Raw genomic sequence first — 13006 nt, forward strand, 5'->3', positions numbered from 1 at the left:
GGGACCGGCGGGCCCGCCGGTCCCGGACGGAGGTGGAAAAGGTCCAGACCGCTGCCTCAGGCGGGTGGGACAGCGGGCGGCCGACGGTGGATCCGTGCCCGGCGCTCCTGGTGAGCAGGACGCCGGGATCCCCGTCCACGACACACACCGAAGGCATCCCCCATGCGCATCACCCCGTCCGTCTCCGCCGCCACCCCCGCCGTCCCGCACGCCCGCCGCGCCCCGGTCGGCACCTCGCTCACCGCCCTGCTCGACCGGCAGGCGCACACCCGGCCGGACTCCCCGGCCGTCATCGGCGAGGGCCGCGGCCTCACCTTCCCGGAGCTGTCCGGGACCGCCCGTCGGCTCGCCTCGGAGCTGCGCCGGCTGGGCGCCGGCGCCGACACCTGCGTCGGCGTGTACGTCGAGCCGTCGGTGGAGCTGGTCGCCGGGGCCTGGGGCGTCCTGTACGCCGGGGCCGGCTACCTGCCGCTGTCGCCCGAGTACCCCGAGGACCGGCTCCGCTTCATGATCGAGGACAGCGGCACCCGGATCGTGCTCACCCAGGAGCACCTGCGCGAGCGGCTGGCCGGGCTGGCTCCGGCCGGGACGGCGATCGTCACCTTCGAGGACGTCCCGGCGGCCCACCCGGAGTCCGAGCCGAACCCCGAGTCTGGCGCCGCGTCGAGCCCCGACCAGGGCCCCGAGCAGGGCCCCGCGCCGGAATCGCTGGCCTACGTGATCTACACCTCCGGCTCCACCGGCCGCCCCAAAGGCGTGCTGATCGAGCACCGCGCGGTGGTCTCCCAGCTGCGCTGGATGCTCGACGCCGGGCACCTCGGCCCCGAGGTCACCGTGCTGCAGAAGACCCCGATGAGCTTCGACGCCGCCCAGTGGGAGATCCTCGCCCCGGCCGTCGGCGCCCGCGTGGTGGCGGGCACGCCCGGCCTCTACCGGGACCCGGAGGCGCTGGTCGCCACCGTACGGCGGCACGGCGTGACCGCGCTGCAGTGCGTGCCCACCCTGCTCCAGGCGCTGCTGGACACCGAGGGCTTCACCGACTGCACCAGCCTGGCCCGGCTGTTCTCCGGCGGCGAGGCGCTGTCCCAGCGGCTCGCCCGCAACCTGGGCCGCGCCCTGCCGGGGGCGGCGCTGGTCAACCTGTACGGCCCGACCGAGTGCACCATCAACGCCACCGCGCACGTGGTCGACCCGGCCGAGCTGGGCGACGGCGCCGGTTCGGTGCCGATCGGGCGGCCCGTCGACAACACCGAGTGCTTCATCCTGGACGAGGAGCTGCTGCCGGTGGACGCCGACGGCGTCGGCGAGCTGTACATCGGCGGCGTGCAGCTGGCCCGCGGCTACCTGCACCGTCCGGAGCTGACCGAGGAGCGGTTCGTCCCCTCCCCGTTCGCGCCCGGCGAGCGGCTGTACCGCACCGGCGACCTCGCGCAGTGGAACCCGGACGGCACCATCCAGTTCGCCGGCCGGGTCGACAACCAGGTCAAGCTGCGCGGCTACCGGGTCGAGCTGGACGAGATCGCCCGCGCCATCGAGGAGCACACCTGGGTGCGCCGCTCGGCGGCGATCGTCACCAGCGACGACCGCACCGGCCACCAGAACCTGGTCGCCTGCGTCGAGCTCAACCCGCGCGAGGCCGCCCTGATGGACCAGGGCAACCACGGCGGCCACCACCAGTCCAAGGCCAGCAAGCTGCAGGTCAAGGCGCAGCTCTCCGACCCCGGTGTGCGCGACCTGGCCCAGCTGGCGGGCCGTGAGCGGGTCGAGCTGCACGGGCGGCGCGAGAGCGCGGCCCAGCGCCGGGAGACCTTCGCCCGCAAGACCTACCGCTTCTACGACGGCGGCCCGGTCACCCGTGAGGACCTCACCGCGCTGCTCGCCCCGCGCCCGGCCGGCACCTTCAGCCGGGACCTGGAGCTGCTGAGCTTCCCCGAACTCGGCCGCATCCTGCGCTGGTTCGGCCAGTTCCACAGCGAGGAGCGGCTGCTGCCCAAGTACGCCTACGCCTCGCCGGGCGCGCTGTACGCCACCCAGCTGTACCTGGAGACCGGCGGCCTGGACGGGATCGCGGCCGGACTGTACTACTACCACCCGGTCGAGCACAGCCTGATCCGGATCGGCGCCGCCGAGGCCGGCGCGGAGGCGTACCTGACGCTGCACTTCTCCGGGAAGCACGGCGCCATCGAGCCGGTCTACAAGAACAACATCCGCGAGGTGCTGGAGTTCGAGACCGGCCACATGCTGGGCGTCTTCGAGGAGGTGCTGCCCGAGTACGGGCTGGCCGTGCGTCCGCTCGGCCTCGACCCGGCCGTCAAGGAGCGGCTGGACGTCGCCGAGGAGGACCACTACCTGGGCGGTTTCGCGGTCGTCCGGGGCGGCGGCGCGGCGCGCGCCGAGTGCACCGAGCTCTACCTCCAGGCCCACGAGGGCCGGGTGGACGGCCTGCCGGGCGGCCTCTACCGGTACGCCGACGGCGAGCTGGTACCGGTCTCGGACGAGGTGGTGGAGCCCCGGCACGTGATCGCGATCAACCAGTCCGTCTACACCCGCTCCTCCTTCGGCATCACCGCCGTCAGCCGCGCCGAGCAGGAGTGGCTGGAGTACATCGAGCTCGGCACCAAGCTGCACCACCTGCAGCGCAACGGCCTGGGCCTGGGCTTCATGTCCTCCGGCTACAGCTCCAAGTCCGGCCACCCGCTGCCCGCTTCGCGCCGCATCGACGAGATCCTCGCCGAGCGCGGCATCGCCGCCGGCCCGTCGTACTTCTTCCTCGGCGGCAAGGTGAGCGAGGAGCAGATCCGCAGCGAGGGCATGCACGAGGACACCGTCCACATGAAGGGCCCGGCCGAGATCATCAAGGACGAACTGGCCAACCTGCTGCCCGACTACATGCTGCCCAACCGGGTGCTGGTGGTGGACGCCCTGCCGCTCACCGCGAACGGCAAGGTCGACCTCAAGGCCCTCGCCGCCTCCGACGCCATCCGCACGGCCGAGGTCCGCAGCGAGTACGTCGCTCCGGGCACCGAGCACGAACGGTGGCTGGCCGAGGCCTGGGGGCAGGCCCTGAAGTACGAGGAGGTCTCGGTGGCGGACGAGTTCTTCGCCGTCGGCGGCAACTCGCTGATCGCCGTGGCCCTGGTCCACCGGATCAACCGCGAGTTCGGCACCGCGCTGCCGCTGCAGGTGCTGTTCGAGTGCCCCAGGCTGGGCGACCTCGCCGCGCGCATCGAGCGGGCCTGCGGCACGGACGGCGGGGACGGGGCCGAGGCGCCCAGCTCCCGGCTGATCCCGCTGCACCCGGGCGAGTCCGGCCGGCCGGTGTTCTGCTGGCCCGGACTGGGCGGCTACCCGATGAACCTGCGCCTGCTCGGCCGGGAGGCGAGCGACGGCCGAGCCTTCTACGGCATCCAGGCGTACGGCATCAACGAGGGCGAGACGCCGTACCCGACCATCCGGGAGATGGCCGCCGCCGACGTCGCCGAACTGCGCCGCGTGCAGCCCGAGGGCCCGTACACGCTGTGGGGCTTCTCCTTCGGCGCCCGGGTCGCCTTCGAGGCCGCCTGGCAGCTGGAGCAGGCCGGTGAGCGGGTGGAGAACCTGCTGCTGATCTGCCCCGGCAACCCGGAGGTGCGCCAGGACGAGGGCCGGCAGTGGGGCCGCGAGGCCTCGTACGCCAACCCCGTGTACGTGACCATCCTGTTCGGGGTGTTCACCGGGCGGATCGGCGGCCCCGATCTGGAGCGCTGCCTGGCCGAGACGGCGGACGAGCCCACCTTCGTCGCCTCCGTGCACCGGCTGCTGCCGGAGCTGGACGAGGAGCTGATCCGCCGGATCACCGGAATCGTCGGGGAGACCTACGAGTTCGAGTACAGCTTCCGCGAGCTGGCCGAGCGGCGGCTGGACGCCCCGGTGACCATCTTCAAGGCCGCCGGCGACGACTACTCCTTCATCGAGGGCAGCACCGGCTACTCCGCCGCCCCACCCGCCGTGGTCGACCTGACCGGGGACCACTACGGGGTGCTGAAGGAACACGGCGTGGCCGAACTCGTCGCCGCGATCCGGGCGCTGGAGCGGACGGGCGACAGCCGCTGACGCGGACACGCTCACGGATGGCCCAGGATCCATGAGCGGGGGACCCCCTTCGGATAGGGATGGCTCGGCTTACCGCCGATCCCACCTCCTGTTCGAAGGGGTTTCCCGTGTTCAAGACCTCCGTACGGGCCGTCGCGTGCTGCGCACTGCTCCTCGTCGCGCCGCTCGCCGTCGCCCAGTCCGCCGCCGCCGTCTCCACCTCCACCGTCACCTCCTCCGGCAACAACGGCCCCAAGACCCCGCAGGAGGCCGCCGCCTGCAAGTCCGTCACCTCCCTCCTCGGCGGCTTCGGCTCGATGCTGGGCAACGCCGTCTGCGTCGTGCAGCCCGCCGACAAGGGCTGAGCGGCACACCACCTGTCCGCGCACGGACTTCTCCGGAAGGGGGCGTCCGTGCGCGGACGGCCGTCGAGGTCAAGGTGAAGGACTGAGCCGCCGGGCCGATGATGGGGGGCGGGGGCCGCGGCGAGGAGGGAGCGGACCATGCAGGAGTTCCTGGTCGAGATCACCACGGCCATCCCCGAGGGCACGGCCGAGGAGGAGGTCGACCGGCGGCGCGCCGCCGAGGCCGTCCGGGCCCGGGAGCTGGCCGCCACCGGCCGGTTGGCGCGGTTGTGGCGCCCGGTCGGCGAGCGGCGCAGCATCGGTGTCTGGCGGGCCGCGGACGAGGCGGAGCTGCGGGCGGAGGTGCTCGGCAGCCTCCCGCTGTGGCCATGGATGACCGCCGTGGTGACCCCGCTCGAACCGCACCCCAACGACCCGGGCCCGGCCTGACGTCCGGTCTCGCCGTTGACGTCAGCCTCCGGCGGTCCGACGCCCGGTGTCCCGCCGTCCGACGCCTGGTCCGGCCGCCGCCCGCAGCAGCACGCGGGGGCTCAGGCGATGCGGGTCGGCACGTCCTGGACGGTGTGGCCGGTGGTGGTCAGCAGCGCCGTCAGGGCGGCCGGGGTGACGGTGGGCTCGGTGCGGAGGTAGAGCTCGTCAGTGGTGGGGTGGGGGTGGACGGAGAGCAGGGTGATCCGGTGGTCGGCGAGCGCCGTGGGAGTGTGGGCGAGGGCGGTGGTGCGCACCCGCCAGAGCGTGGCCGGGGGCGGGGCGTGTGGTGACCACCAGGTGTGGAGCAGTGCGGTGGCGAGCAGGGCGAGCGCCGAGGCGCCCACCACCACCGGGCCGTCCGGGCCGTGGACGACGATCTTGGCGATCAGGTCGGCCGCCGTGACGGAGAGGAAGACGGCGGCGAGTTCGACGGTGTCACGGCGCCAGCGGTGGGTGCGGCGGGTGCGGAGTGCACCGGGGACACGGTGGGGAGAGGGCTTCGAGTGCTCCATGGCCTCTACCGTGCCCGACCGGTGTTTCCCGACCACGAACCGGCCGTGACCTGGCGGTTACGGTCCGCGTGGGCCTGTTACGGGTGGAGATCACGGGCCGCGGCCCTGACCTCGTCGAGCAGGAGGCGGAGATCGTCCTCCGTGGTGTCGGCGTTCAGGAGGCAGGCACGGAGCATCTCGTCCTCGCCGAGGCGGGCGCCGGTGACGAAGACCCGGCCGCGTCGCTGGACCGCGGCGGGGAGGTCGTGGTTGAGGGCGTTGCGGGCGGCCGGGTCGAGGCCGGGGGCGCGGTGGCGGAACGCCACGATGGAGGTCTGGACCTCGGCGAGCAGCTCCAACTCCGGTTCGGCCTCGATGAGTTCGCCGAGGCGGCGGGCCAGCGCGGTGCACCGGGCGATGTCCCGGGAGAGGCCGGTGCGGCCCTTGTGGGCGATGGTGGCCCAGACCTTGAGGGCGCGGAACGGGCGGGTCTGCTCGGTGCCGTACTCGGAGAACCAGCCGAGCGCGCCGGCCGCTTCGTCGCGCAGGTAGGACGGGACGAGGCTGAAGGTGCCGCGCAGCTCCTCGGTGTCGCGGACCAGGGCGCAGCCGCAGTCGACCGGGACGCCGAGCCACTTGTGCGGGTCGAGGGCGAGCGAGTCGGCGCGCTCCAGGCCGGCGTAGCGGTGGGCGATGGCGGGGTCGAGCCGGCCGAAGGCGCCGTACGCGCCGTCCACGTGCAGCCACAGGCCCTGCTCCGCGCAGAGGTCGGCGATCGGGTCGAACCGGTCGACCGCGCCGGTGCCGACGGTGCCGGCGGAGGCGACGACCAGGAAGGGCAGCAGGCCGGCGGCGCGGTCGCGCTCGACGGCCGCTCGAAGCTCGGCGGTGTCCAGGCGGCCGTCGGGGCCGGTGGCGACGGTGCGCAGATGCCTGCTGCCGAGTCCGAGGAGCTCGGCGGCCTTGCGGACGCAGGAGTGGGTCTCGCCGGTGACGTAGCCGACCAGCGGGGGCAGGCCCGCCAGGCCGTCCTCGCGGACGTCCCGGCCGGCCCGGCGGGCGGCGCGGTTCCGGGCGGCGGCGAGGCAGACGATGGTCGCCATCGAGGTGCCGGAGGTGAGCAGCCCGCCGCCGGCCGGGTGCGGGAAGCCGACCAGCTCGGCGATCCAGCGGACGACGGCGCGTTCCAGGTGGACGTCGGCGTGGTCGCCGCCGGCCGAGCTGGGGTTCATCGCGGAGGCGGCGAGGATGGCGAGCACCCCGGCGGGGGCGGGGGCGGAGTTGACCCAGCCGAAGAAGCGGGGATTGCCGTTGCCCATGGGGTACGGGAGGACCTCGCGTCCGATGGCGTCGACCAGTTCGGTGAGCGGGCGGCCGTCGGCGGGCAGCGGGGCGTCGAGCAGGGCCCGGCGGGCGGCCTCGTCCATGGGCTGCCAGACCGGGCGGTCGGGCAGCTCGGCGAGGTAGTCGGAGACCAGCTCGGCGGTGGCGTGGGCGGCGGTGCGGAAGTCGTCGGGGGCCATGGGGAACGCTCCAGGGAGGCCGGGGGAGGAGGGAGGCGCGGCGTCCTCGGCGCACCCTGATCAGGCGATGGTCGGGTGATCCTACGCAAAGGGCCCGCGCCGTGCGGCGCGGGCCCTCATGCCGAGACGGGAGGTGTCAGTCCAGCGAGCCGGACAGGCCGCTCGCCGAGCGGCAGTACCCCTGCATCTCCTTGTTGGTGATCTTGGCGCAGAGCCGGCCGGCCGCACCGCCGTCGGTGTAGTTGACCGTGTAGTAGCTGACCAGGCCCTCCGCGCAGGCCTTGCGCTGCCAGCCGTCCGCGGCGGTGGCGCACTGCTGGGCGGCCCAGTCCTCGCGGTCCAGGTTGTACTTCATCGTCCGCGAGCCGACGCCGCGGCTGCAGTCCACCGCCCCGCCGCTGGCCTTGCCGTTGAGGCACCACTTGAGGGCGTCGGCGTAGACCTCGGGGTGGTTCGGGTAGTCGTGCGAGGACAGGTAGAAGGTCGGGGCGTAGAAGAAGCAGGCGGACTGGAACAGCGAGGGCTGGTCTTTGCACGGGTAGAGCGGGTCCTGGGCGAGCTTGTCGGCGGGCAGGTTGGCCTTGGCCTGCTCGTCCTCCTCGTCCGGGCCGAAGAGCTGCATGAACAGGCCCTCGGAGCAGCGGATCCGGTTCTGGTCGGTGGGGAACTTGTTGCACAGGTCGCGGGCCTTGGCGACGTCCTGCTTGACGACGAACATCGTGCCGTGGCCGACGCCGTGGATGCAGGGGCCGCTGTTCTTGGGCGCGCAGAGCTTGAGCAGGTCCACCTCGGGCTGGGTGGAGGCGTTGAGCATCTCCTCGACGGCGCCGTGCAGGTAGCCGGCCGCGCAGGTCTCGTGCGGGAAGGAGATGACCTTCTGGAAGTCCGCGTTGAAGCGCTTGACCGCCGAGTGGCCGAGCTCGTGCGCGATCGGGTGGCAGAAGCGCACGGTGTACGGCTTCTCCTTGGTGATCTTGTCGAGGTCGGCGAGGGCGACGCCCGGGTCGGTGGCGTCCATCTCGGCCATCAGCTTGTTGCGCAGCGTCGAGCGGGTCCACACCGCCGGGTCGCCCGTCGGGGTGGCGCTCACGGTGCCCCCCGCCACCGGCTGGGCGCCGTCGGCGGGGGCCCCGGGGGCCGTGGCGGCCGCGGTCGCGGTGGCCGCGGTCGCGGTGGCCGCCGCGGGCGACCAGTCGGTGACGGCCACCGACCCGAGGCCCAGGACGCCCAGGAGCAGGGCGGTGAGAATCGCGAAGACTCGCGGCTGCATGACGGGATCCCCCGGCGGATCGAGGTGGACGGGTTCGCTCCCATCCTGACGGCACGGTGGCGGGAATCCACGATTTCGCCCGCCATTCGGGAGGTGTCGGCATTCGGGAGGCGTCGGCGACGCTACCGCACGGAGCGACGTGCGGGCGCGGCGGGATGGTTCCCGCCGTGCCCACCCGAACGGCCGGGGAGCTCACCCGAGCGGTGGGGGTGCTCACCCGAACGGACCCCGGTGCGCACCCGGACGGCGCAGTGGCCGGTGGCGGGTGGGCCGCTGCGCCGCCGGGGCCGGGGAGTCAGAGCTCCAACGTGACCTGGTACTCCGTCAGCCAGGCGTCCAGGTCGAGCGCGAGGTCGGCGCCGAGCCGGATCGACTGCGGGTCGGTGTCCGGGGCGAGCGCGTCCGCCAGGCGCCGCCGGTCGAGCAGGTCGAGCGCCGGGGACTTCGCCCCGGCGGCGAGCCGGGAGAGCGCGGTGCGCAGCTGCGCCGGGTAGTGCGGGTCGGTGGTCACCGGGTAGGGGCTCTTCACCCGGTCGGCGATCGCCGCGGGCAGCAGGTCCCGGACGGCGGCGCGCAGCAGGCTCTTCTCCCGTCCGTCGAAGCTCTTCATCGCCCACGGCGTGTTGAAGACGTACTGGACCAGCCGGTGGTCGCAGTACGGCACCCGTACCTCCAGCCCGTTGGCCATGCTCATCCGGTCCTTGCGGTCGAGCAGGAGGCAGACGAAGCGGGTCAGGTTGAGGTAGGAGATCTCGCGCATCCGCCGCTCCAGCGGCCCGGCCGCGTCCAGGTGCGGCACCTCGGCGATCGCCTCGCGGTAGCGGGCCCGGCGATAGCCCTCCAGGTCGAGCTTGCGCAGCAGTTCGGCGTCGAGCAGCTGTTCGCGCGGGCCGGAGCCCACGCCGGCGATGCGGGTGAGGCCGGCGGCCCAGGGGAAGTCCTCGGTGGCGACGATCTCCGGGTCGTGGAACCAGCGGTAGCCGCCGAAGAGCTCGTCCGCGGACTCGCCGGACAGCGCGACGGTGGAGTGGCGGCGCACCCCGCGGAAGAGCAGCAGCAGGGAGACGTCCATGTCGCCGACGCCGCCGGGCAGGTCGCGGGCGCGCAGGACGGCGGAGCGCCGGGAGAGGTCGGTGAGCTCGGCGGCGTCCAGTTCGATGACGCTGTGGTCGGCGCCGACGTGCCGGGCGAGCAGCCGGGCGAACGGGCCGTCAGGGGTCTGCCGGACCTCGCTGGCGTGGAACTCGCCCTGGCCGGTGAAGTCGACGGAGAAGGAGCGCACCGGGCCGGCCCCGGCGGCGCGCAGGGTGCGGGCGGCGAGGGCGGTGACGGCGCTGGAGTCCAGGCCGCCGGAGAGCAGCGAGCAGAGCGGGACGTCCGCGTCGAGCTGCCGGTGCACGATGTCGTCCAGCAGGGCGCGGACGGTGGCGACGGTGTTCTCCAGGCTGTCGCGGTGCTCGCGCGCCTCCAGCGCCCAGTAGCGGCGGACCGAGACGCCCTCGCGGCGCACCCGCACGACGTGCCCGGGCCGGACCTCGTGGATGCCCCGGTACGGCGTCAGGCCGGGGGTACGGGTGTAGCCGAGCAGTTCGCGCAGCCCGTCCAGGTCGACCACCGGGCGGACGGCGGGGTGGGCGAGCAGGGCCTTGGGCTCGGAGCCGAAGACCACGCCGTCCGGGGTGGGGTGGTAGTGCAGCGGTTTGACGCCCATCCGGTCGCGGACCAGCAGCAGTTCCTCGCGCCGGGCGTCCCAGACGGCGAAGGCGAACATGCCGTTGAGCCGCTCGGCCAGGCCCTCGCCCCACTCCAGGTAGGCGTGCAGCACGACCTCGGTGTCGCTGCGGGTGCGGAAGCGGTGCCCGGCCGCCTCCAGTTCGGCGCGCAGCTCGCGGTGGTTGTAGACCTCGCCGCTGTAGGTGAGGGCGGCCAGCAGTCGGCCGTCCCGCTCGACCGTCATCGGCTGGACGCCACCCTCGATGTCGATCACCGCGAGGCGGCGGTGGCCGATCGCGGCGTGCGGCTGCAGGAGGACACCCCCGGCGTCCGGGCCGCGGCAGAGCTGGGTGGCCGTCATGGCGTCGAGGAGGTCCCGGCCCTTCATGGCGTCGAGGAGGTCCCGGCCCTCCGGTTCGGCGGTGAGGTCGCGGTCGAAGGCGACCCATCCGGTGATCCCGCACATCAGCAAGCCTCCGGTCTTCCGCTTCGTGTTCAGGGGATCACGCTACGTGTGGATCCGGTGGCGCTTCAAGGGTTCGGCGGAAGACGAACAAAGGGGGGATCAGGGCGTCCGTCGGGGGCCCCGGAGGGGTGAAGCCGGGCCGAATGTCGCAATGGCTGCCCGATTTCGGGCAGGATCTTTGGCTTCGGCGGCCGCGCGACCTAGGCTCCTCACTCGTGCCGAGCTCACCCCATCCCCATGAAGACCTCCTCGCCCACCTGACCCGGACCAGCCCGCTCGGGCCCCGGGAGGCGGCGCGGGTCGTGGCGGAGGTGCTGGCGTACTTCTCCGAGAGCACCGAGGAGTACGTGCGCCGACGCCACACCGAGCTGCAGGCACGCGGTCTGACCAACGAACGGATCTTCGCCCGGCTCGCCGAAGAGCTCCCGCAGCGCCGCGTCGCGGCGCCGGAGCTCTCGGCCCGCCAGCTGCGGCGGATCGTCTACGGCTGAGTGCCGTCGACCGCGGGCCGCACCGGCTGCACCGGCTGTGTCAGCTGTGTGCCGGCCGCGTCGGTCGCGTCCCTCACGTCATTCGGTTCACGCGTCACACGTCACTACCAACGAGGAGCCCGCGCATGTGTGGAATCGTGGCCTACATCGGCCCCAAGGACGCCACCCCCTTCCTGCTGGAGGGGCTGGCCCGGCTGGAGTACCGGGGCTACGACTCGGCGGGCATCGCCGTCACCGCGCGCAGCGGCGGGATCAAGCTGCGCAAGGTGAAGGGCCGGGTCGCCGACCTCGCCGCCGCCGTGCCGGCCCGCTTCAAGGGCACCGCCGGCATCGGCCACACCCGCTGGGCCACCCACGGCGTGCCCAGTGACGCCAACGCGCACCCGCACCTGGACGGCGCCGAGCGGATCGCCGTCGTCCACAACGGCATCATCGAGAACGCCGACGAGCTGCGCGCCAAGCTGACCGCCGAGGGTGCCGTCTTCCGCTCCGAGACCGACACCGAGGTGCTCTCCCACCTGATCGCCGCGCACGCCACCGAGGGCGTCGAGCTGGAGGACGCGGTGCGCGCCGCGCTCGGCCGGGTGGTCGGCACGTACGGCATCGCGGTACTCGACGCCGAGCAGCCGGACCGGATCGTGGTCGCCCGCAACGGTAGCCCGATCGTGCTCGGCATCGGCGAGAAGGAGATGTTCGCCGCCTCGGACGTCTCCGCGCTGGTCCGCTACACCCGCCAGGTCGTGCACCTGGAGGACGGCGAGCTGGCCACCGTCCGTGCCGACGGCTTCCGCACCTTCACCGCCGACGCCCGCACCACCCACCGTCAGCCGTCCACCGTGGACTGGGAGGTCGACTCCTTCGACACCGGCGGCTACGAGCACTACCTGCTCAAGGAGATCCACGAGCAGCCCGGCTCGGTCGAGCGCACGATCAGCGGCCGGCTCGACGAGCGCTTCGCCACCGCGCACCTCGGCGGGCTCAACCTGGACGCCCGGGAGCTGCGCGAGATCCGCCGGGTCAAGATCCTCGGCTGCGGATCCGCCTACTACGCGGGCGAGATGGGCGCGCAGCTGATCGAGGAGCTGTCCCGGGTCCCCGCGCACAGCGAGCCGGCCTCGGAGTTCCGCTACCGCAACCCGGTGATCGAGGCGGACACCCTGTACGTCGCGGTCAGCCAGTCCGGCGAGACCTACGACACGCTGGCCGCCGTCCAGGAGATCAAGCGCAAGGGCGGCCGGGTGCTCGGCGTCGTCAACACCGTGGGCAGCGCGATCGCCCGCGAGTGCGACGGCGGCATCTACCTGCACGCCGGACCGGAGGTCTCGGTCGCCTCCACCAAGGCGTTCACCTCCACCGTGGTCGCGTTCGCGCTGCTCGCCCTGCACTTCGGCCGCATCCACGACCTCTCGCCCGCCGACGGGCGCCGGATCGTCTCCGCCCTGCAGGCGCTGCCGGACCAGATCCGCGAGGTGCTGGAGCAGAGCGAGGCGATCGCCGAACTCGCCGCCGAGTACGCCGAGTCGGCGGGCATGATGTTCATCGGCCGGGTGCGCGGCTACCCGGTGGCCCGGGAAGGCGCGCAGAAGCTCAAGGAGATCTCCTACGTGCACGCCGAGGCCTACCCGGCGAGTGAGCTGAAGCACGGCCCGCTGGCGCTGATCAGCCCCGAGCTGCCCACCGTCGCCCTCGTCCCGGACGACGAGCTGCTGGACAAGAACCTCACCACGCTGGGCGAGATCAAGGCCCGCTCGGGGCGCGTCATCGCCGTCGCCCACCGCCGTCCGGAGGAGAAGCTCGTGGACCACTGCATCCTGGTCCCCAAGAGCGAGCCCGAGCTGGACCCGCTGCTGCTCAACATCCCGCTGCAGCTGCTCGCCTACCACGCCGCCGTCGCCCTCGGCCGCGACGTGGACAAGCCGCGCAACCTGGCGAAGAGCGTGACGGTCGAGTAGCCGTCGCCGCAGGTGTCCTGACACCCCGGGCCCCGGTCGCCGTGCGGACGACCGGGCCCCGGGTGTTCGTCCGGGTGTTGCTGTCAGACGCGCCCTAGCTTGATCTTTAACCTGTGCGGCGAGGTCGAGGGGTGCTGGACTTCTTTGTCTTCTTCTCCGGCGGCGGCTTCGTGGTGTCTGTTTTGCGGACCGT

9 protein-coding genes are annotated in these 13006 nt (G+C 73.0%); 5 read left to right on the top strand and 4 right to left on the bottom strand.

The features are described from left to right. The first annotated feature begins 162 nt into the window (after nt 1–162). The 3 genes from ACZ3TI_RS29510 to ACZ3TI_RS29520 all read left to right on the top strand — a co-directional run bounded on the left by ACZ3TI_RS29510 (nt 163) and on the right by ACZ3TI_RS29520 (nt 4865). Nucleotides 163–4092: a non-ribosomal peptide synthetase family protein gene (locus ACZ3TI_RS29510; protein ID WP_465731443.1), complete on the top strand. Its 3930-nt coding sequence runs from the start codon at nt 163–165 to the stop codon at nt 4090–4092. Between the two features lie 107 nt (nt 4093–4199). Continuing rightward, on the top strand, nt 4200–4436 hold the full coding sequence (locus tag ACZ3TI_RS29515; RefSeq protein WP_465731445.1) for a hypothetical protein: 237 nt from the start codon (nt 4200–4202) through the stop codon (nt 4434–4436). A gap of 138 nt (nt 4437–4574) precedes the next feature. After that, on the top strand, nt 4575–4865 hold the full coding sequence (locus ACZ3TI_RS29520) for a muconolactone Delta-isomerase family protein (RefSeq protein ID WP_402217399.1): 291 nt from the start codon (nt 4575–4577) through the stop codon (nt 4863–4865). Nucleotides 4866–4966: 101 nt separating this feature from the next. Here ACZ3TI_RS29520 and ACZ3TI_RS29525 read toward each other — a convergent pair whose 3' ends face one another. The 4 genes from ACZ3TI_RS29525 to asnB form a co-directional block, all read right to left on the bottom strand. Next, entirely contained in the window at nt 4967–5419 is a 453-nt protein-coding gene (locus ACZ3TI_RS29525; RefSeq protein ID WP_465731448.1) for a hypothetical protein, read from the bottom strand. 77 nt (nt 5420–5496) lie between these two features. After that, entirely contained in the window at nt 5497–6921 is a 1425-nt protein-coding gene (locus ACZ3TI_RS29530; RefSeq protein WP_465731450.1) for a pyridoxal phosphate-dependent decarboxylase family protein, read from the bottom strand. A gap of 136 nt (nt 6922–7057) precedes the next feature. Beyond that, nucleotides 7058–8191 carry a hypothetical protein gene (locus ACZ3TI_RS29535; protein ID WP_465731452.1) on the bottom strand — a complete coding sequence of 378 codons (1134 nt, stop codon included), beginning with the start codon at nt 8189–8191 and terminating at the stop codon, nt 7058–7060. 295 nt (nt 8192–8486) lie between these two features. Then, on the bottom strand, nt 8487–10370 hold the full coding sequence (gene asnB / locus ACZ3TI_RS29540) for an asparagine synthase (glutamine-hydrolyzing) (protein ID WP_465731454.1): 1884 nt from the start codon (nt 10368–10370) through the stop codon (nt 8487–8489). A 215-nt stretch (nt 10371–10585) separates the two neighbouring features. On the opposite strand from asnB, the gene ACZ3TI_RS29545 reads away from it, so the two are divergent. Together ACZ3TI_RS29545 and glmS are read left to right on the top strand one after the other, a co-directional pair. Next, nucleotides 10586–10861 (top strand): hypothetical protein, encoded by a 276-nt coding sequence (locus tag ACZ3TI_RS29545; protein WP_360502223.1) that lies wholly within the window; start codon nt 10586–10588, stop codon nt 10859–10861. Between the two features lie 125 nt (nt 10862–10986). Continuing rightward, the gene (glmS, locus tag ACZ3TI_RS29550) at nt 10987–12813 is read left to right on the top strand and encodes a glutamine--fructose-6-phosphate transaminase (isomerizing) (protein ID WP_465731457.1); all 1827 of its coding nucleotides are present in this window, start codon (nt 10987–10989) and stop codon (nt 12811–12813) included. Nucleotides 12814–13006: the final 193 nt, after the last annotated feature.

It is taken from the genome of Kitasatospora sp. NPDC023120 (genome assembly GCF_055560835.1).